Annotated in this window: 20 protein-coding genes; 8 read left to right on the forward strand and 12 right to left on the reverse strand. The window is 48.3% G+C overall.

Annotated elements, in window-relative coordinates:
* Window positions 1-132 precede the first annotated feature (132 nt).
* From C7B65_RS14630 to C7B65_RS14645, 4 genes are all read right to left on the reverse strand, one after another.
* The gene (locus C7B65_RS14630) at window positions 133-951 is read right to left on the reverse strand and encodes a hypothetical protein (RefSeq protein ID WP_143162055.1); all 819 of its coding nucleotides are present in this window, start codon (window positions 949-951) and stop codon (window positions 133-135) included.
* A 43-nt stretch (window positions 952-994) separates the two neighbouring features.
* The gene (locus C7B65_RS14635; RefSeq protein ID WP_073072395.1) at window positions 995-3,259 is read right to left on the reverse strand and encodes a DUF3769 domain-containing protein; all 2,265 of its coding nucleotides are present in this window, start codon (window positions 3,257-3,259) and stop codon (window positions 995-997) included.
* Window positions 3,260-3,360: 101 nt separating this feature from the next.
* Window positions 3,361-3,477, reverse strand: a complete 117-nt coding sequence (locus tag C7B65_RS14640) for a photosystem II reaction center protein I (protein WP_073072397.1) — start codon at window positions 3,475-3,477, stop codon at window positions 3,361-3,363.
* Window positions 3,478-3,589: 112 nt separating this feature from the next.
* Window positions 3,590-5,098 (reverse strand): hypothetical protein, encoded by a 1,509-nt coding sequence (locus C7B65_RS14645; RefSeq protein WP_073072399.1) that lies wholly within the window; start codon window positions 5,096-5,098, stop codon window positions 3,590-3,592.
* A gap of 124 nt (window positions 5,099-5,222) precedes the next feature.
* Here C7B65_RS14645 and C7B65_RS14650 point away from each other — a divergent pair, with 124 nt between their 5' ends.
* Window positions 5,223-8,294: an alpha-mannosidase gene (locus C7B65_RS14650; RefSeq protein WP_073072401.1), complete on the forward strand. Its 3,072-nt coding sequence runs from the start codon at window positions 5,223-5,225 to the stop codon at window positions 8,292-8,294.
* A gap of 31 nt (window positions 8,295-8,325) precedes the next feature.
* Here C7B65_RS14650 and psbN read toward each other — a convergent pair whose 3' ends face one another.
* A complete protein-coding gene (gene psbN, locus C7B65_RS14655; RefSeq protein ID WP_073072402.1) occupies window positions 8,326-8,457 on the reverse strand; it encodes a photosystem II reaction center protein PsbN in 132 nt (43 codons plus the stop codon).
* Between the two features lie 83 nt (window positions 8,458-8,540).
* On the opposite strand from psbN, the gene psbH reads away from it, so the two are divergent.
* From psbH to C7B65_RS14675, 4 genes are all read left to right on the forward strand, one after another.
* Window positions 8,541-8,744: a photosystem II reaction center phosphoprotein PsbH gene (psbH, locus tag C7B65_RS14660; RefSeq protein WP_073072404.1), complete on the forward strand. Its 204-nt coding sequence runs from the start codon at window positions 8,541-8,543 to the stop codon at window positions 8,742-8,744.
* A gap of 142 nt (window positions 8,745-8,886) precedes the next feature.
* A complete protein-coding gene (locus C7B65_RS14665) occupies window positions 8,887-9,189 on the forward strand; it encodes a TatA/E family twin arginine-targeting protein translocase (RefSeq protein WP_073072406.1) in 303 nt (100 codons plus the stop codon).
* Window positions 9,186-9,815 carry an aminoacyl-tRNA hydrolase gene (pth, locus tag C7B65_RS14670; protein WP_073072408.1) on the forward strand — a complete coding sequence of 210 codons (630 nt, stop codon included), beginning with the start codon at window positions 9,186-9,188 and terminating at the stop codon, window positions 9,813-9,815. Before C7B65_RS14665 ends, pth begins: the two co-directional genes overlap by 4 nt.
* Window positions 9,816-9,819: 4 nt before the next feature.
* Window positions 9,820-10,080: a DUF3146 family protein gene (locus C7B65_RS14675; protein WP_397428394.1), complete on the forward strand. Its 261-nt coding sequence runs from the start codon at window positions 9,820-9,822 to the stop codon at window positions 10,078-10,080.
* 8 nt (window positions 10,081-10,088) lie between these two features.
* Here the strand turns inward: C7B65_RS14675 and C7B65_RS14680 are convergent, their stop codons facing one another.
* Both C7B65_RS14680 and C7B65_RS14685 read right to left on the reverse strand, forming a co-directional pair.
* A complete protein-coding gene (locus C7B65_RS14680; protein ID WP_073072409.1) occupies window positions 10,089-10,523 on the reverse strand; it encodes a RuvC family protein in 435 nt (144 codons plus the stop codon).
* A gap of 49 nt (window positions 10,524-10,572) precedes the next feature.
* The gene (locus tag C7B65_RS14685) at window positions 10,573-11,976 is read right to left on the reverse strand and encodes a DUF3084 domain-containing protein (protein ID WP_073072411.1); all 1,404 of its coding nucleotides are present in this window, start codon (window positions 11,974-11,976) and stop codon (window positions 10,573-10,575) included.
* Between the two features lie 388 nt (window positions 11,977-12,364).
* Between C7B65_RS14685 and C7B65_RS14690 the strand changes: the two genes are divergently transcribed.
* Complete coding sequence (locus C7B65_RS14690) at window positions 12,365-12,634, forward strand: GlsB/YeaQ/YmgE family stress response membrane protein (RefSeq protein WP_073072413.1); 270 nt, start codon at window positions 12,365-12,367, stop codon at window positions 12,632-12,634.
* A 180-nt stretch (window positions 12,635-12,814) separates the two neighbouring features.
* Here the strand turns inward: C7B65_RS14690 and C7B65_RS14695 are convergent, their stop codons facing one another.
* Entirely contained in the window at window positions 12,815-13,078 is a 264-nt protein-coding gene (locus tag C7B65_RS14695) for an RNA recognition motif domain-containing protein (protein ID WP_073072529.1), read from the reverse strand.
* 274 nt (window positions 13,079-13,352) lie between these two features.
* On the opposite strand from C7B65_RS14695, the gene C7B65_RS14700 reads away from it, so the two are divergent.
* The gene (locus tag C7B65_RS14700; RefSeq protein ID WP_073072415.1) at window positions 13,353-14,621 is read left to right on the forward strand and encodes a valine--pyruvate transaminase; all 1,269 of its coding nucleotides are present in this window, start codon (window positions 13,353-13,355) and stop codon (window positions 14,619-14,621) included.
* Between the two features lie 70 nt (window positions 14,622-14,691).
* Window positions 14,692-15,954, forward strand: coding sequence for an ABC transporter ATP-binding protein (locus tag C7B65_RS14705; RefSeq protein ID WP_073072417.1), 1,263 nt, complete (start codon window positions 14,692-14,694; stop codon window positions 15,952-15,954).
* Here the strand turns inward: C7B65_RS14705 and C7B65_RS14710 are convergent.
* The 4 genes from C7B65_RS14710 to C7B65_RS14730 form a co-directional block, all read right to left on the reverse strand.
* Entirely contained in the window at window positions 15,934-16,599 is a 666-nt protein-coding gene (locus C7B65_RS14710; RefSeq protein WP_073072418.1) for a Uma2 family endonuclease, read from the reverse strand. The genes C7B65_RS14705 and C7B65_RS14710 overlap by 21 nt on opposite strands.
* A gap of 50 nt (window positions 16,600-16,649) precedes the next feature.
* Entirely contained in the window at window positions 16,650-16,892 is a 243-nt protein-coding gene (locus C7B65_RS14715) for a helix-turn-helix transcriptional regulator (RefSeq protein ID WP_073072420.1), read from the reverse strand.
* 467 nt (window positions 16,893-17,359) lie between these two features.
* Window positions 17,360-17,722, reverse strand: coding sequence for a hypothetical protein (locus C7B65_RS14725; RefSeq protein ID WP_073072424.1), 363 nt, complete (start codon window positions 17,720-17,722; stop codon window positions 17,360-17,362).
* A gap of 28 nt (window positions 17,723-17,750) precedes the next feature.
* Entirely contained in the window at window positions 17,751-18,650 is a 900-nt protein-coding gene (locus C7B65_RS14730; RefSeq protein WP_073072426.1) for a S66 peptidase family protein, read from the reverse strand.
* Window position 18,651 lies beyond the last annotated feature (1 nt).

The following is an 18,651-nucleotide window of genomic DNA, read 5'->3' on the forward strand; positions in this document are numbered from 1 at the left end:
AGGGACATGGACTGCTACTTTTGTGATGATTGCAGTCCATCCTCATTTTTCTCTCTAGACCTTGAAACCACCCTGCTGATGGAGGGCAACCACGGGGGATTGCCCCTACCCAATCCCTCTACTCTGCAACGCCTAAGATTGTTCGCCTCCGCTTTCTGCAACGGCTTTTAGTTTGCTGTGAAAATCTGACCCATTAGGCGGCGGTGTGAATTGGTGAATGGGGGGCTGTAGCTCTTCGACCTCTACGATCGCCGCCATTAAACTCAAATCCAATGCTTCAAACTCTTCGGTGAGCCGCTTTGAGATATTGAAATTGGCGGCTGTTTGCTCGATCGAGCCATTAACTTCTTCCTCAACTTTTTCAATAAGCGGGTCTGATAATTCTATGTCCTTAAATTCGTTCGCCTCGATCGCGGCAATTTGATCGGAGTTGACTAGCCCTTCAGATCCCAATTCACTCAGCTCGTCTCGTTGAATCTGTTCTGCTAGAGCAGCCCAAGCAGGAATGGGTTCTTCAGCGTTCTCTGGGGTGAGAATGGGTGCTGCCTCGATCGGTTGAGGATTGTTTGACGCGATCGCCAAAACTTGCCTCGGTTTCTGACTCAGATCTCTCGGAAATTTGTTGCAAACCAGCCGCTCAAACTCATAGTTAAAGTGATAGCAAGGCTGGCTGCGGCGCTTCCAGAGCAGCAAAATTTGATCGACCGAAACTGCTTTATAGCGTCCTTGATAAAGTGCTTCGATGACGGCTGATCGAATCCAATTTGCCGAAAAGTCTTTGAGCCAATGCTGGGTAAGCTGGCTGACCGTGCGATCGCCCAAATCAAAACTATAGTGAGTTAGCAGATCGGTGGCATGAACGATCGCGCTTTTTTCGGGTTCTTGAATACTTCTCGCCAGTTCCGTCATAAACGTGAGCCGCAGCAGCAACTCCCTTGATTGGGAATGCACAATAGGTCTGCTTTGAGTTTAGATTAATTTCACAAAACAAGAGCTATTCAGGCGGACGAATCACGCCTCCTTGCACTGGGGTCACGCCACTACCGTTAAAGGGTTCTTCGCCTCCTGTCCAATTAAAGTCGCTGATCCGCAAGCTCACCGAGCCAAGCTGCTGAATGGGGTTATAGCGCAAACCCACGCTATAAGTACGGCGGCTATATTCTAAAATATAGTCGGTGCTGATTTCTCGACCCGTCTGCACGTTATAAACCGTCTGAAAGCCAATGCGGAGCGGCCCATAAAGTTGCTGCGTAATCCCTGCATAAAGAATCTGGTCATCGGCGACCCGATCGAACAAGAAAGGCGACAGACCATCTCGAAGCACCTGCGTATAGGTGAGATTGAACGCGGTGTAGTCTAAAAATGGGCGAGAAAAGTGACCAAACTGTCCAAACAGAGAAACACTGCCGTTCAAATTGTTTTGGTTATCGCCATTGCTATAAGAAGTGCCAACTCCAGTTAAACCGACGGCTGCCGAAACGTAAGGAACCACAGGGTTAGGAGAATAGCGCAGTCCTTCAGTTGGGGTTGCAGGGGCGGGAGTGCCTTGCCACAGCAAAAAGCCGCGACTCAAAGCCGCACTGGCTTGAAACCGCCCCAAACTAACGCGATCGTTGCGACGAATTGGCTCTAAAAGGTCAGCCCGATCGGTATCAGCATTCACAAATTGGTAGCCCACCTGATAGCTGAGGTTAATGCCCGTATTACCGAGTGCGATCGTGGGTGAAAAAAACAGCGCTCCGATGCTGCTTTGAATATTTTGAAAGCCCAGCGAATTATTAAACAAGCGATCGCGATAACTCGCTTCTAAACTTAAGGTGTGGGTTCCGATGAGCTGTTGCGCTCTGACACTCGCCCGCAGATTATTTTCAACTTTGCCGAAATCTAGACTGGTCAGCACCCCAACGGCACGAATTTGGGTTCGAGGAGTGATTTGCGCCACCAATTTACTTCTCAAGCCAAAATTGTCTGGGTCAATCGGGTTGCCGCCGTTGGTGATCGCTCGTTGAATCAGAAATTGCGGAGTGAGCGTAAACTGCACCGGTCCTTGGGGTATGACTTCGATTTCTCGCTCCAGAAACACCCCGCCGCGATCGTCGGTATCAATGCCAAAATTAACCAGAGCGGGCTGGCGCTCATTGCGATCGAAAATGACTCGATTTCGCAATAGCGGCAGTGAAAATCGCTGATCAAACACTAAACGCGGGCGAGTCGCGACCAGTTCGTCCCGCAAGGGCGAGAGACGAGTCAGTTGCGCCCGTTCTGCTCTCACTTCGAGTTCTGGTGGCGAGAAGGGGTCATTGGTGAGGCGAATTTTTTTAGCGCGCCACCCTTCAGGATAAAACTCAATCTCGTCGGCTTCAAACCGCACCCGTCTGACATCTCCTCCCGCCTTCGGCACGACTGCTGCCCCAGCGATGTTGCGCCGCGACCCGATCGTAAAATTGACCCCACCCGGACTAGAAACCTGCTGGGCAGGCTGAACTGCCGTGTTGCGATCGCCGACCGATCTTCCGGGCACGGTGCCTGCGGTGATGTCGGTTGGCAAACTGGGGTTAAAGTCACTGGCGGTGCTGGGCAAAAAGATCTCGCCTGCTGCTTGCTCAATGATGCCTTCTTCTTGAATCAGGTTATAGCGAAATCGCTGACCGCGCAGCACTTGTTGCCCTCGCGTCAGCACCACATTGCCTTCAGCGACGGTGAGCCGATTGAGCAAATTGACTTGAATGCGATCGCCTGTCAGCAATGCGCCTCGAAATTTTAATGAGACGTTGCCCTCGGCGGTAAAGATTTGTCGCTGTGTGTCATAGTCTTGACGATCGGCTTTCAGTTCTAAAAATCCTTCCCTGCCTAATTGATTAACTGGGATATTGGCAGGAGGAACTGAAGTATTCGGTGCAGGTGATGGGGCTGGAGACGGGCTTATCGGCACGTCAGGCTGCGGAACCTGGCTCGGCGGTGGGGGAGTCAGGGGTTGACTCGTAGGGACTTGAGCCGAATTTGATGAATTTGGCGAATTTGATAAATTTGACGAATCGCCCAATTCGCTAAATGCCGCCTCACGCAGAGTTTTTGGAGCGCTTAAATCTGCAAGGGTGGCTTGCGAAACTTCGGGCGGGGCTGGCTTGGCAGATTCTTTGAGGGTCAGTTGAACAGACTCTGTAGAACGGGGAGTGATCACCGTTGGCAGCGTCGGGGAATCAAACCGGGAAGGAGCGGTGATGGACGGTGGTTCGGGTGGCAGAACCGGGAAAGGCATACGCTAAAGCTACTCGATCGAAACGCCTGACAAGCCCCGCACCAGAATCAAAAAGAGGACAGTGATGGACTGCCCTCTGACCTTGCGGGAAAGGTTTGGGGTTATTCCAAATCTCTCCGCTTGGGGTTCCGGGAGGGGTCGCTGGATAAAAATCCAAAGATAAATAGTAGTACAAAGAAGGCAACAACGATATAAACAACGATTTTGAGTGTCACCATGCTGATAACTCCAGAGTGATAAAAGGCGCGAAAAGTTCCGTTAGGGACGGGATCGTCTCTATATATTACCTAAAGAGGGGTTCAATGATTACGAAAGAATGAAGGGGAAGCGTTAAGAACGGCGAGTTAGCAGGTTCCAGAAGGCGGCTAACTGTTTTTCTAGCCAAACAACGCCACTGTCAAGCCATTCTAGAAATTTGGTGAGCGGGGATTTGACATAGCCGATCGGGGTGGCCTGCGTGTCGATATAGTCGGGTCTAGTGGATCGAGGAGATTTCTGAAGGGTTGGAATTGAGTCTCGATCGGTCGAGATAGCAGCCTGAACCTGATCTCTCGACGGGGTTAACGTCTGAGGAGTCGATCGAGTCAGATTACGATGGCTGGGTTTTTGGTGAACAAGGGTCGATCTTGACCGAGCGCGCGAAATTGGCTGAGGTAGAGAACGCTTGACCCAATTTTGCAGCGACTGTCCGATCGTGACTGTTCGTTGAGGCGGGAGTGCAAGCGTTTTGGAGTCTTTCTGAGCAGGCAAATGAGCAAGGGGCGTAAAGGTTTTCTCAATCTGCACGGCTGCCGATTTTCCTTTTAAGTACGAGCGAGGGTTTGCGGCTCCGAGGGTTCCACTACCAAACACCTCTTCAGACGTTAGCCATGAATTGTTTGCTGATGCGATTGAGGTAGTTTGATCATCAAGGCCCGTGTCTAACTGTTTTTTAGGACGCTCTCCAAAAAAATATCGGATAGCTGCCCAAACCAATGATTCCATTTCTCCTAGCGATGGCAGTTGTTGAATCAGCTTTGCCAGATCAGCGACGGTCGGAATGCCAGTAATCAGACCAGACGGGTTAAATTCAGACAGCGTGAGATCAGACGAAAACCAGTCTAGCGGTGCTGGCTCAACGACGAGGGTTGATTCTTGAAAAAGATTTGCCGCGATCGCAATCGGCCCGCTTTGCACCCACGCCATCAGTTGCCGAAAGACCCGCACGGGTGGCAGCAGCGTGGCGCGGTCTTCGGGGGGCTGCAACAGCGTTGGATGGGCTTGAGCGATGTAGTGCCGCCGCCAATATCGCCAATAGTTTGCCATTTCCCAGATGATGCGTTGCTTGAGATGGGTTTGCTGCTCGATCGTCAGAACATCCATCACCTGATTGTCGATCGTGACTAAAACGAGTTTGCCAGTGGGAAGTAGAGAAGCAATGCCCTGAATGGTGACGACAGATCCGGCGACAGATTGAGCGATTGAATCATCAGATTCGAGTTCTGCCAAGTTTGCTGAATTTGCGCCAGCAAGTAGCCAACTATCTTGAATCGCAGTCAACACTCGCTGAATTGGGGTGTCAACAGTGAGCGGTGCCGATGGCGACGAGTTTGATAATTGCGGAATTACTTTACTGAGCCGGAGACGCAAGACCGATCGCTGCACCGTTTGTCTAAGTTTTTGCCCAATCAGCCGAGTCGATTGAAACAAAACATAGACTGGGTAAAGCAAAATTTGCGTTCCCCAAATGGTCGCAACTTTGAGATGGCGCGCTGCCTTTTTAGTCTGGTCAGCTATTTTTTGAGCTTGACGCGAGACAAAATTAAAGAGATGGCTTTGAAAGCGACCAGAGGAAGACATAGACTCAAAGGGGCGGTTTGAACGTCTGTGTAGCGGTTTCAGACTTTGGGCGGTTTGTAGTTTATTGCTGAAAGTCTGTCACTGTTTAGTCTATGCTGTTCGCACCTCTAATGCTATTAAGATAATGAATTCGGCAAACTCTTTTAATCTGCCTGCTGAAAACGATCGTCAACAGATTTCAGAGGGGATTGACCGATTGCGCCAGTTAACACAACTCGATGTGCAAAATGGCTGGCGATCGCATCCCAGCGATCTATCTCAAATCGAATTAGATTGGCAACCCCAGCCGATTTGTAACCTCAACGACAAAGCGCATATTGCCTGGTCAAAGGGCGGTGAGATTTTATGGTTTTATCAGCAATTTGTCTTACCAGAAAGTCTAAAGGGCTATCCGTTAAGGGGTTTGACCTTGCGATTAGCGTTGACTTGGTGGGCAGAGGTTGCCGAGGTTTATGTTAATGGTCAGAAAGTTCAAGAAGGCGATTTATTTGACCATTCAGCCAGAATTCTTCTCAGCCCGTCTGCAAGTTTGGGCGAAATTATTGCCGTGACCATTCGGTTAGTAAGTCCCGGACATGATGATGGAGCATTGGTACGATCGCGCCTCATTTACGAATCGGAGTATGCTGCGATCGATCCAGGTTTTGTCGCTGATGAATTAGCCGTATTGCAAAGTTATCTAGAAGTATTTAAACCAGAAAAATTAGGAGAACTCGCAGCAGCGATTCAGACCATTCAGTGGGAGTTGATTAATCAGCGTGTTCTCTTCGATCGCTCACTGCAAATGCTTCGCGATCGGCTCAAAGGTTTCAGTCCAGATCTTAAACAACACACAATTTATTTAGTCGGTCATGCTCATTTAGATATGGCGTGGCTATGGACGGTTGATGAAACTTGGAAAGCGGCTGAACGCACGTTTAATTCTGTTCTCAACCTTCAAAAAGATTTTCCCGAATTAACTTTTTGTCACTCAACGCCCGCCCTTTATGAATGGATAGAGCAAAACCGCCCGGAACTGTTTGCCCAAATTCAGCAACAAGTACAAGCGGGGGCATGGGAAATCATTGGCGGAATGTGGATTGAGCCAGAGCTAAATTTAATTAGTGGAGAAGCGATCGCGCGTCAGATTCTTTATGGTCAACGCTATTGTCAAGAAAAATTTGGTGACATTAATCGAGTTGCCTGGTTGCCTGATAGTTTTGGGTTTTGTTGGCAGTTACCGCAACTGCTCAAACAAGGCGGAATCGATTATTTTGTGACTCAGAAGTTGTGCTGGAACGATACGACGCAGTTTCCCTACGAGATTTTTGAATGGCGATCGCCCGATGGCACTCAGATTTCTAGTGTGATGTCGGCTCCGATCGGAGAAGGCATCGATCCCCTTAAAATGGCAGCTTACACCTGGGAATGGACGACTAAAACGGGCAAGCTAAATCCGCTTTGGCTGCCAGGTGTAGGCGATCATGGCGGCGGGCCCACTCGCGATATGTTAGAGATTGCGCGACGCTGGCAGACCTCGCCATTTTTCCCAAATTTAGAATTTACGAGCGCGATCGAGTATCTCGACTTAACAGCCACTAACCCACTTCCAATCTGGGATGATGAACTTTATTTAGAATTTCATCGCGGTTGTTACACTACTCATGCTGATCAAAAACAACAAAATCGTGATTGTGAAAAAAACCTCTATCAAGCAGAATTATTTGCATCGTTGGCAACGCTCGTAACAGGACGTTCTTATCCTCAAAAAGCTCTAGAAACAGCGTGGAAAAAAGCACTATTTAATCAATTTCATGACATTCTTCCAGGTTCTTCAATTGCTCAAGTGTTTGTCGATGCCGATCAAGAATGGCAGGAGAGCGATCGTATCTGTTCAAAAGTTATTCAAGAGTCACTGGAAGCGATCGTTCAACAAATTTTATTACCGCCGCCATCCCATGCACAGGCGAAAGCGATCGTCGTCTTTAATCCATCAAATTGGGAACGTTCTTTTATCTGTTCTCAACAGATTGATGGCTGGAAAATTTGTGACTCACAAGAGACTACCATTCCAGCGATTGGATATCGAACCTTCTGGATTATTCCTGATGATAAAGTTAATGAAATTGCAAATTATCTCGAATTAGAGAATCAATTTCTTAAAGTCGTAATTGACCCTCAGACAGGAAATCTATCGAGCATCTTTGATAAAATCAATCGGCGAGAAGTTTTGAGTGCCCCTGGAAACCAGCTTCAAGCCTTTCGCGATGCGGGTCAATATTGGGATGCCTGGAACATCGACCCAGAGTATGCAAAACAGCCGCTATTGCCCGTTGAATGTCTGAAGATTGAAACCTGTGAACGGGGCAGTTTCTCAAATTATCAAATTTGTGTAACTCGCAAAATTGGTGACTCTACATTCAAACAAATCTATCTGCTAGAGCAAGATTCATCGGTTCTGAAAATCAAAAACAAAATCGACTGGCAAGAACGTCATGTCATCGTTAAAGCGGTATTTCCACTTACGATTCATGCTGATTTTGCCACTTATGAAATGCCTTGCGGTGCTATCCAGAGATCGAGCAAACCGATCGCCGAACGCAACCCACGCGAACAAGCTCAATGGGAAGTTCCGGCACTCGGTTGGGCAGATCTCAGCAGCGATGACTATGGTGTCAGCGTCTTAAGCGATTGTAAACACGGCTACGACTGCCAGCAAAATCAAATTCGTCTCACATTATTGCGTGGGTCTGAATTTCCTGATCCAGAAGCCGATCGCGGCGTTCACACTTTCACCTATGCCATTTATCCTCATGCCAAAGACTGGCGATCGGCTCAAACGGTTCGTCAAAGCTGTGAACTAAATCAATCCTTGCGAGTAGTACCTCTCTCTTTTGAGGAACTGCGAAGCGATCGTCCCGATCATCAAAAATTCCTTCCACCCATCAGCTCGTTTCTCGACTTGCAATCAAAAAATCTCATTTTGACTGCATTCAAACAGTCTGAAGACGACCCAGAAAAGTTTGTTTTGCGTTGCTATGAGTGTCATGGAGAATCCGCAGTCTTTAGCTTAAAGAGCGATTTGGATCTGAGGATTAACCACCCTCTCGATTTATTAGAGCGATTTCAGGACGATTCTACCCGTGGTTTGATCGAACCTTGGAAAATCAAAAGCTTCTCAATCTCACAAAACTCCCGATCGGACACAGGAAGCTGAGAAGCCGTTGATGAAGATTCACCGAGATTTACTAATCTTCATGATCTTCAAACGGGTCGTCTAATTCCTTCGCAGGTGGGCCAAACGCCGTGTAGACTGCGTATCCAGTCAAACCGACGATCGTCACCAAGATTGAAATGTTAAGAGCTATTGCAGGTTCCATTTGAGTTTTTAAATGATGAGGTCGTTCCCCTATAATATTACGAAGTATTTACGATTTTTGTCGAGATTATCATAAGGTGAGCTATGGCACAGCGGACGCGGTTGGGTGATGTTTTGAGACCTTTGAACTCCGAATACGGCAAGGTCGTTCCTGGATGGGGCACGACCCCCGTCATGGTAGTGTTCATGGCGCTGTTTTTGGTCTTCTTACTAATCATTCTGCAAATCTATAACTCCTCCCTCATTTTGGATGGGTTCTCTGTAGATTGGAGAAGCTTGGGCAGCTAATTTCAGCTTCTTAAACGTTGAATAGTGCATTCAATTTCCCGGCTCGTCCGGGATTTTTTTGGCGACTGATCGAACGATCGCGAGAGAGCACGACATGTCGTGCCCCTACTACAATGGTGAGAACGTTGCGGGAAACAGGCAAATGAACTTTTTTGGCATTGGTTTACCAGAAATGGTCGTGATCATGGTGGTTGCCCTACTGGTGTTTGGTCCGAAAAAGCTGCCAGAAATTGGGCGCAGTTTAGGAAAAGGAATTCGCAGCTTTCAAGATGCCTCAAAGGAATTTGAAGCAGAATTTAAGCGAGAGGCAGAACAGATTGCAAAAACTCCGAGCCAGCCAATGGAAGCAACTCTAGAGCCGTCTCAGCCAACCCTGGCCCCAGCCGATGAAGTGACTGCTCAACCCTCCGAAGCCGTCGAAAAGGAAGCCTCAACTGGATCATGACTGAAGCAACTCCGCCTAAATTAGTGATTCCTCAGTTGATTGTGGGGCTAGGCAATCCGGGCAGCAACTATGAAAAGACGCGCCACAATGTTGGATTTATGGCGATCGACAAACTAGCAAGAGTTTGGCAAATCTCCTTATCTGAGAATCGCAAATTTCAAGGTATCGTCGGCGAGGGCACCTATTCGGGAGGCAAAATCAGATTGCTGAAGCCGTCAACCTTTATGAACAATTCGGGGCAGTCGATTCGTGCGGTCGTCAATTGGTACAAATTAGCCCCAGAATCGGTGCTGGTGATCTACGACGATATGGATTTGCCTTTGGGAAAAATTCGTCTGCGATTATCGGGGTCGGCAGGGGGACAAAATGGGATGAAATCAGCGATCGCGCACCTCGGCACCCAAACTTTCCCCCGGTTAAGAATTGGCATCGGCAGCCCAAAAACTGCTCCTGGAGATAAAGATGCCGTTTCGCATGTGTTAGGCAGCTTCTCATCTGCTGAAGCAAAATTAATTCCAGACGTGCTCGATCTAACCGTAAGCGCGATCGAACTCAGTCTCAAGCAAGGGGTTGAAAAAGCGATGAGTCTCTACAACAATCGAAGTGTTGAGCAACAAACCGCCTGATATTGTGTCAAAACGTCTTCCCGAAACGACTGCCCACGTCCGCATTACTCGCCAGTCCTGGCAGCAGGGCAGCATTGAAGGCGATGTAAGCGCCAATCAATTTGAGTGGCATTTTCACTGGCAGTTTCGCCAAGGGGAATTGTGCGTTGAACCTTCTCTGGGTCGGGCACTGATCAAAGAGCCGCTGGGACGATTTTTAGAACAGCGAGATTATCAGCTAGAACCAGGCGGAGATTATTCATTTACGATTCGGGCAGAGCTTTAAACATTTTTCTAGCTAACCAATCGTTCTAAATATCGTTCGATTAACAAAATCGCTACGATGTCATCGATCGCCCGTGGAGGCGTTCTCATTCCTTGCGGGATCAGGCGAGTTAGCCCTTTGGGAGGATACATTTGCCAATAGCGATCGCGCGCCTCTAAGCTGCTGTGTCGTTCATCAACGCTCACCACCCGCAGGGGGTCAGCTAACGCTTTTTCAAGGGATTGCTTCCAAGATTTAGACGCAGTTTGATCGCCCATCACTACCAGCGATATGGGAAACTGCTGGCGCAGCGTTTGAATCGTCGCGATCGTCGCCTCTGCGGTCACAACCTGGTGATAATACAACCGACGATCGACCCCCATCACCGCCAAACCGCACTTGTGACTCCCCGGATCAAACCCTAAAATCACTGGCTGATCAAGAAAGGTGGCATCTGCAATCATCGATCTCCTCTCCCGTGCGTCTCATTGCCCACCCTATCATTCTCACCCTTCAAGAAGTTCTCAATACCACTTGTCCATTCTGCACTGCCACTAGCTCGATTTTGAGCGGCCCGACCGTAGAAGTGACTTCTGAAGCCACAACCCGAACCTCAACCGGAGTCTGAAACTGGCGCAGGTTTTCGGCAAAACTCGTCCAAGACTGCAACGACTGCACCCCTTCAATCTGCACTGAATCGCTGAGCACGCCAGCCCGACGGGCCCGAAACCTAGACGCGTCAATCAATTGACTGATGCTTTGACTTAGCTCTGCGTTAGAGAGTTTTGCAGGCTCGATCGACTTGGCTGCGATCACGTCTCCCGCTAAAAATAGCACCTGATTGCGGACTGCATCGGCGAAGATGGCGATCGGCGTTTTTTCGCCCTTAACATAGTTTGCGGCAGACAGAATTCGCACGACATAATCTTGACCATCGTCAATCTGCTCGGTCAGTTGTTGAACTTCGGGTTTGGTGATTTGCACAATCTGATCGGTGGGTTTTGCTCCGATCGGCTGCACTCGTTGCAGAGCCACTCGATTAGCTTCTCGCAAGAGTTGATCGACCGCTTGACTGGCTACCTGTGGGTTGACAATTCTGACGACCGCAGATGCTAACACTTGGTTGCGCTCAACACCAAGAATGCCTAGGCGCACTAATCGAGCTTCTTCGTCCGATCGCTGCACTTCTTGCGCCAAAAAAGCTCGCTGATCTTCAAGTGCTTTCAGTCGCTGCTCTCGCTGGGCAATCACCGTGTCGCGGTCAGCAATATCAAGATCGCGCTGCTTAATCAACTGAGTGCGTTTTGTGATTTCAGCATCTCGTTGAGCAATCTGCGCCTGCACTTGGTTGCGCTCGGCTACTAAAACTTGTCGTTCTGATTGCAGTTGATTAATCTCTGACCGCAGGCTGGTGGCCTGTTGAGAAACGGTACTCAGTTGAAGGCGCACACGATCGCGTTGAGCTTCTGCCAATTGCAGTTGAGCGTCGGTTCTGGCCTGGCGATCGGTGGCCTGCTTTAAATATTGATTGGTGCGATTTAGCTGTGCCTCAACTCTGGACTGTTCTGATTTTGTTTTGCTCAGTTCGGCTTCAACCTGACCTTTTTGCTGAGTTGTGTTTTCTAATTCTTGAGTTGTTTTGCTGAGGGTGGCTCGAAATCCTGAGATCTTTTTTTGAAGTTGCCCTAGCTGCAAGATGCCAATTCTGAGTTGTTCACTGGTCGCCAGCAAGATGCCTAGCGTTGAGGCAGAAATCAGCGTCCCGGTGAGAATGGTGACTAAGACCGCCGTGCGACGCGGGCGCATGTTGAATAAACTGAGACGGGCTTTGCCCACGCGGGTGCCAATGCGATCGCCAACCGTCGCAATCACGCCTCCCAAAATTAGCACCGCAAAAATTAAGATGTACCCGGACATCGACTCTCCAAAACACCAGTTTTGAGGGTTGGCAATTAAACATTACCGTCAACCTCAATCAAAAAGTCTGCCAGAAGTCTTGCGCCTGCACGTCAAGATTATCGTGGTTAAGACCCAGCCTATATTATGCACTTTGGACTGTTGCGTTAGGAAAATCTTGGAGAGCAAAGACTACGAATCAGCTTAAAATTTTAACCTCTAGCCTCCAAAAACAGCGCTGCTTAAGTGAGTTTCAGCAATGGCTTCTTCTCTTTAAAGGTGGTTAAACCCTCACAAAAATTGGTCTATTCCTGATGATTATTTCAGTTATCACCTCTGATAGATAGGTTGAATTCATCTTCCCTGATATCTTAATTTTGTAGGCATAAAGCTTTAGGAGAAAAACGATATGAACATTATTGCTTGGGTGATTTTAGGACTGATTGCGGGCGCGATCGCGAAGGCTATCTACCCTGGTGATCAGGGCGGGGGCATTCTTGGAACCATGGTTCTAGGAATCATTGGTGCATTTGTGGGAGGCAGCTTGTTTAGCCTCTTACAAAATGGAACGTTAGCTCTGACCTCGGCTGGCTTGAGCATCCCTGGAATCTTTGTTGCCGTCTTGGGAGCAATTATCGCTATCTTCTTGTGGGGTCTATTTACTCGTCGTGCCGCTTAAACTGGCGATCAACTTTGGCTGAGAACTCGTGTAATGGTGGTTAGATTGAAAAGGTTCTTGCTGAGAGACAATGGTTCTAGCAAGAACCTTTGACTGTTTAAGGATCGTGAATTAAATCATGTCGGCTACTTGCAAGGTCAAGGGGCACGGCAGCACTACGCCCGTACGTAAGTCTGCGTCTTAATTTCCTCCTCGGCTTTCTTCCTTGGGTTTTGCTTTATTGACTCGCAGTTGTCTCCCCATCCACTCTGCGCCATCTAGTTCAGCGATCGCAGTATTTTCTTGCGCGTCTTCGGTCATTTCTACAAAGGCAAAGCCTCGCATTCGTCCTGTCTCGCGATCGGTCGGCAGAACCACGCGCTTTACCGTGCCATACTCGGCAAACGCGGTTTGCAAGTCATCGACAGTCGCTTGATAAGACAGGTTTCCAACATAGATTGTCATGGGATTGATCGTCCGAACGTAGAGCAAAGAGCAGAGATTTTTGAGCGTTGTAAAAGCATCCACCCACCTATGGGTCATATCGTAAACATATTTTTTGTTCTAAGAGGACATCTAAGTTACAAGCTGATGTTTTTGTTTATAAAGATTTATTGCTTGATGATTTAATTAGCTAGAACAGCGAACTTTGCGATCAATTTAGCTTTGATAAAGTTCTAGCGATTGATGACGGCTATCAGTTAACATCAGAGCGCTGTTTCAAAGATGGTCTGTTGCCATGAACCCTGTCCTCAGTCAACTTGGTGTAGAGATGTCTCGCCTGTCTGGGGTGCGGGCGATCATGAAAGACATTATTGAAACGCTGCGATCGGGCGGCGATCGAGCTTTTATCAATCTAAGTGCTGGAAATCCGGTGGTTTTGCCAGAAGTCGAACAGCTTTGGCGCGACTGTACTGCCGATCTGTTAGCAAGCCCTGATTATGGCGATGTTGTCGGTCGCTATGGGGCAAGTCAAGGCTATCAACCCTTAATTGATGCGATCGTTGAAGATTTTAACCAGCGATATGGGTTAAACCTGACCGATCGCAATGTTTTGATCACCCCTGGCAGTCAAAGTCTCTATTTTTACGCGGCTAATGCTTTTGGTGGCTACACCGCAACCGGAGCGTTACGCCAAATTGTTTTGCCTCTTAGCCCAGACTACACAGGCTATGGCGGGGTGGCGTTGACTCCTGAAGCCTTGATTGCCTACAAGCCAGAACTTGAGATCGATCGGGCGGCTCACCGTTTTAAATATCGTCCTGATTTTAGTCAATTGCAGATTACTGAAACTACGGGCTGTGTGATTTTTTCGCGTCCTTGCAATCCGACTGGCAATGTTTTGAATGACGATGAAGTGAGCAAGATTGTCACGCTGGCGGCAGCTCATGACGTGCCTGTGTTGATCGATTCTGCCTATGCTCCACCGTTTCCGGCACTCAATTTTACTGAGATGACTCCCAAGTTTGGGGGCAACGTGCTGCACTGCATGAGTTTGTCAAAAGCTGGGTTGCCCGGAGAGCGAATTGGCATTGCGATCGGAGATGAATCGCTCGTTCACGTGTTGGAATGTTTTCAGACAAATCTGTGCATTCACTCGTCGAGATATGGGCAAGCGATCGCGGCTCGTGCCATCCGATCGGGTCGATTGGCGGAGATTTCTGAGACGGTGATTCGTCCGTTTTATCAGCAAAAGATCGCGATCGTGGAGGCAACGCTCGATCGTGAAATGCCACCCGATCTGCCCTGGTTTTTGCATCGAGGCGAAGGGGCGATCTTTGCATGGTTATGGCTGCAAGATTTGCCGATTACCGATAGCGAGTTTTATCAAAAGCTCAAAGATGTAGACGTGATTGTAGTTCCAGGCAGCACATTTTTTCCGGGACTGCGAGAAGATTGGTCACACAAGCAACAGTGTTTACGCATCAGTTTAACGGGCAGCGATCGCGATCTCGAAACCGCAATGCAGCGATTAGCACAAGTGGCAAAAGCAGTTTATCGAGCTTAAAACTTGATTGACTGAGCGTGTATTAAACCGATAAGCTGATGATCACCTCCGATTAGAGGGTAGAACGATCGTGGCTCAGGTTGAACTCGAAAACATCTATAAAAGCTTCCAAAAAGAAACGAGACAGGAAACCCCTAGTTTAGTTTTGAGTGCCGAATTAGAGAAACCCTCAAACCTCAAATCTCAAACTTCTTCTGCTGTTTTGCGATCGATTAATTTAACCGTGCAAGACGGCGAATTTATGGTGCTGGTCGGCCCTTCTGGCTGTGGCAAAAGCACGCTGCTGCGCCTGATTGCAGGATTAGAGGAACTGACGGCAGGCACAATTCGGGTCGGCGATCGCGTGGTCAATGATTTGCCACCCAAAGAACGTGATATTGCGATGGTGTTTCAAAACTACGCGCTGTATCCTCACATGACGGTGTATGACAATCTTGCGTTTGGGCTGAGACGAACGACCTTTGCGAGTCAAAATGAGTCTGAAACACCGCTTCCTGATTGGAGTCAAAATCTTTTAGTCGGTGCGACTCGCAAATTGCCGAAGAAATTGCGCTATCAGTCCGATCGAGAGCGAGCGGTCGATCGGCGAGTTCGCATCGTGGCTCAAATGCTGCAAATCGAACCTTTACTAGAACGGTTGCCCAAACAGCTTTCGGGTGGACAAAAACAACGAGTCGCTTTAGGACGAGCGATGGCGCGAAACCCGCAAGTGTTTTTGATGGATGAGCCGCTCTCGAATCTCGATGCCAAACTGCGGGCAGAAACTCGCGCTCAAATTGTCAAACTTCAGCGTCAGTTGGGCACGACCACGATTTACGTCACCCACGATCAAACGGAAGCGATGACGATGGGCGATCGCATTGCCGTGATGAATGCCGGACAAATTCAACAACTTGCCACACCGCTTGACCTCTATAACTATCCGGCAAATCGCTTTGTTGCCGAGTTTATCGGTTCGCCGCCGATGAATTTTTTGCCCGTCCAGGTGAAAAGTCCGCTTCAACTCAGTCATCCTCAGTTTCGTCTGACTCTGCCCGATCGCTGGGCATCGACTCTGCAAGCTTATGATGGCGACACCGTTTTGTTAGGCATTCGCCCTGAACATTTGAGGGTTGATGTGGCGGATTCTAGCAATTTGCGTGTGCAAGTCGAGCTAGTCGAAGCGTTAGGAAATGAGACGTTTTTAGCGGTGAGTTTGGCGGGTGAAATGATGCAAGCGAGAGTGGAACCCGATCGCCGCGTGAGACTTGGTGAGGAACTTTGGTTAGCGATCGCGCTTGAAAAAATTCATCTCTTCAACTTTGAAACTGGGTTAGCCATTCGTCCCCAATAGCTGAATCTGTTCTCTCACCCAGTTCCGAAAGGTTCGTTTTGCTTGAGTTTCGCCCTGTTCAGCGCAGTCTCTTAAAAACCGATAAAGCGTTTCTTTCGGCACCCAAGAAAAAGTGGGGCTGGTCTGCACTTCTTGATAGTTGCCGCCTTGGAGATGATAGAGCGTAAGTGTTCTGCCGTCATAGCGCCAAAATTCGTTGACTCCCATCTGTTGATAGAGGGCTTTTTTGTTGATATCGGTGTGGGTAATATCGATCTCGACGACTAAATCAGGCGGTGGATCGGTTTTTAGATCAACAGTTCGACCTCTGACCAAAGGCTCGTTTTGAATGTAATAACATTTATCGGGTTCGGCTCCGGCTCTTAAGTCGGGTCGGTTGAGTGTGGTTGATCCCAAACTTTTGATGTTCAAATCTGCTTTCTCTACTAAAATCTCAACGAAGTCGCCGATCAATTCGCTTGCAGTTTCATGGAGTTCTGAAAAAGTCGTGATTTCTAAAGTATCTCCGTAGTAAGTTAGGCGGGGAGAACTCCGATCGCCAAGCGCATTTGAGATGGTTTCATAAGTTTGCCAACTGATGTTGTAAAGTGAGATGCGTTTTTCGGCAAGGGCTTGAGGAGCGATCGCGTCGTTGGTGCTAACCATTGAACTTCTCCAAACTGCTTTAGTTTGATCATTAAAGACTCTATTGTGCTTTACGAAGTGATTGCGGAAGATCCAAACTCATCGGGCATGTCATCTAGCGTCCACTTTAGTAAGTGGCAAAGCGCCTTCACTTCACGCGGTGTCATCTTTGGCTCATAAACACCAGTTTCCCAGTTGCTGATCGTTTGGTCTGTTTTGCCCAAAGCTAATGCAATGTCTCGTTGGGTTAGATCTAATTCCTCTCGACGTTTTCTTAGAGGAGAGTCTCTTTGAGAGCGAACTTCTTTCGTCATAGATTATAAGCAAACTTATCCAAGGAAACTTGACTTTTGATTCCAAGAATGCTTGGATAAGAGTAGATAACTAATACTAGGAATTTAGCAAGCGGCAGACCAAACAGTTGAACGCTCTTGGAGGCGCTTGTCTGTATCTTAGTGTCTCATCAATCATGCGATTTGTAGCTATTTCAGGTGAGCGAGACGATCGGAAACGCCCGATCGCTCAATCTCATTCTGTCTAAATGCCATCTCTGCCAACCTTCATGCGACGCTGAGCAGCGATCGCTTACTTCACGATGTCTTACCGCAACCAACTTCATCCCTGGTGTGTTGTTCGTTTTTTGCCCGACGCTCAGACTTTAGTGGTAAGTCGATTTCGTCGATGTGGTGAAGCCGAGGCATACCTGAAAATTATTCGCCGACTCACACCTAGCGCAGTCTACGAGGTCGTCTTTTGTCTTGATGAGCAAAATTTCACGTCTCTACAGGGTTTTGGGTTGATGCAACAACATTTCTGGAACATCACCGTCGCAGTGAAGTGCTAAGATGCCATAGCGAATATTGAGAAGAGTGAGATAGCGACGGAATTTTCGGGTGTGACGATCGAGGTTTTGTCGAGGGTGTTTGGCTTCTATGATCAGTTGCAGATGACTCCGATGCCCAAAGATGTTGACAGCAACCGCCAAAAAGTCGAGACGAATGCTGCCAAACGTGACTTCTTGCCGCCAACTCTGAGGAGAATATCCTAACGCTGAAAGCAAATAGTGAACAATGAATTTGCTTTCAACTTCAGATTCGTTGTGGCAATGTTCTGGGTTATAGAAGCTGGGCACTTCGATCGGCATAACATCGAGAGTAAGTGAATAGTCAACGTTAATGAAATGGCTCAAAACTGAGAATGCCCCGATCGCCATCCAACCAAACCGGAACTCCTACGGGTAAGGCAGCATTTTCGCCATCGTGACCAAAAGGCAAGTCAGAGACGATTGGAATTCCTAAATCACCAAGGCGATCGCATAATACTTCGTGAATAGTAAAACTAGGAATATTGCTAGGCGGATTGCATTGGCTAAAACGCCCCAACGCGATCGCACATACATTTTGAAATGCACCAGTCGATCGCCACTGGGTTAACATGCGATCGATCCGATAAGGGGCTTCACTCACATCCTCAAACGCTAGAATAATATCTGATAAATCAGGTTGTAATGGCGTATTGAGAAGATGAGTGGCAACGGTAAGATTTGCTGGAAGTAACAATCCGGTTGCTTGCCCTCCACCGCAACCTGAGCCTGTGAGCGATCGTAACGGACGACCTTCGACCCAATCAAATAATCGTTCTTTTGACCAATCTGGCTCGGTGGCGATCGTGGTCAACAAAGGCGCGTGAACTCCAGAAATTCCTTGATGGCTAAAGCTCCACAGCAGGCTGGTGATGTCAGAAAACCCAATCAGCCACTTCGGTTCTGTTAAAGGAAACGTCCAATCTTCAAGCAGCCTGGCTCCCCCATATCCACCTCTGGCACACAGAATGCCTTTACATTCGGGATCTTTGAGGGCGATTTCTAGCTGAGTGCGGCGGTTTGCGTCAGTCCCGGCGAGGTAGCCGTATTGATCGTCAAATCCGGGTGTTAACTCGACTCGATAGCCTCGATCGCGCCAAACGTCTACGCCTTGCTGAAAGGCACTCATTTCTCTCAAGGTGCCGCTCGGAGCAATGACTCGTAACAAATCACCGGGTTTAAGCGGGGCTGGAGGTTGGCAACGTTTCATG

It is taken from the genome of Phormidesmis priestleyi ULC007 (genome assembly GCF_003003695.1).
Lineage (GTDB): Bacteria > Cyanobacteriota > Cyanobacteriia > Leptolyngbyales > Leptolyngbyaceae > Phormidesmis_A > Phormidesmis_A priestleyi_A.

Coding starts and splice junctions, on each gene's coding strand:
- C7B65_RS14635 (WP_073072395.1), bottom strand. CDS start 3,259: ATGCCTTTCCCGGTTCTGCCACCCGAACCACCGTCCATCACCGCTCCT.
- psbN (WP_073072402.1), bottom strand. CDS start 8,457: ATGGAACCTGCAATAGCTCTTAACATTTCAATCTTGGTGACGATCGTC.
- C7B65_RS14715 (WP_073072420.1), bottom strand. CDS start 16,892: ATGACGAAAGAAGTTCGCTCTCAAAGAGACTCTCCTCTAAGAAAACGT.
- C7B65_RS14685 (WP_073072411.1), bottom strand. CDS start 11,976: ATGTCCGGGTACATCTTAATTTTTGCGGTGCTAATTTTGGGAGGCGTG.
- psbH (WP_073072404.1), top strand. CDS start 8,541: ATGGCACAGCGGACGCGGTTGGGTGATGTTTTGAGACCTTTGAACTCC.
- C7B65_RS14640 (WP_073072397.1), bottom strand. CDS start 3,477: ATGGTGACACTCAAAATCGTTGTTTATATCGTTGTTGCCTTCTTTGTA.
- C7B65_RS14650 (WP_073072401.1), top strand. CDS start 5,223: ATGAATTCGGCAAACTCTTTTAATCTGCCTGCTGAAAACGATCGTCAA.
- C7B65_RS14730 (WP_073072426.1), bottom strand. CDS start 18,650: ATGAAACGTTGCCAACCTCCAGCCCCGCTTAAACCCGGTGATTTGTTA.
- C7B65_RS14710 (WP_073072418.1), bottom strand. CDS start 16,599: ATGGTTAGCACCAACGACGCGATCGCTCCTCAAGCCCTTGCCGAAAAA.
- C7B65_RS14700 (WP_073072415.1), top strand. CDS start 13,353: ATGAACCCTGTCCTCAGTCAACTTGGTGTAGAGATGTCTCGCCTGTCT.
- C7B65_RS14645 (WP_073072399.1), bottom strand. CDS start 5,098: ATGTCTTCCTCTGGTCGCTTTCAAAGCCATCTCTTTAATTTTGTCTCG.
- C7B65_RS14665 (WP_073072406.1), top strand. CDS start 8,887: ATGAACTTTTTTGGCATTGGTTTACCAGAAATGGTCGTGATCATGGTG.
- C7B65_RS14725 (WP_073072424.1), bottom strand. CDS start 17,722: ATGCCGATCGAAGTGCCCAGCTTCTATAACCCAGAACATTGCCACAAC.
- C7B65_RS14695 (WP_073072529.1), bottom strand. CDS start 13,078: ATGACAATCTATGTTGGAAACCTGTCTTATCAAGCGACTGTCGATGAC.
- C7B65_RS14690 (WP_073072413.1), top strand. CDS start 12,365: ATGAACATTATTGCTTGGGTGATTTTAGGACTGATTGCGGGCGCGATC.
- C7B65_RS14680 (WP_073072409.1), bottom strand. CDS start 10,523: ATGATTGCAGATGCCACCTTTCTTGATCAGCCAGTGATTTTAGGGTTT.
- pth (WP_073072408.1), top strand. CDS start 9,186: ATGACTGAAGCAACTCCGCCTAAATTAGTGATTCCTCAGTTGATTGTG.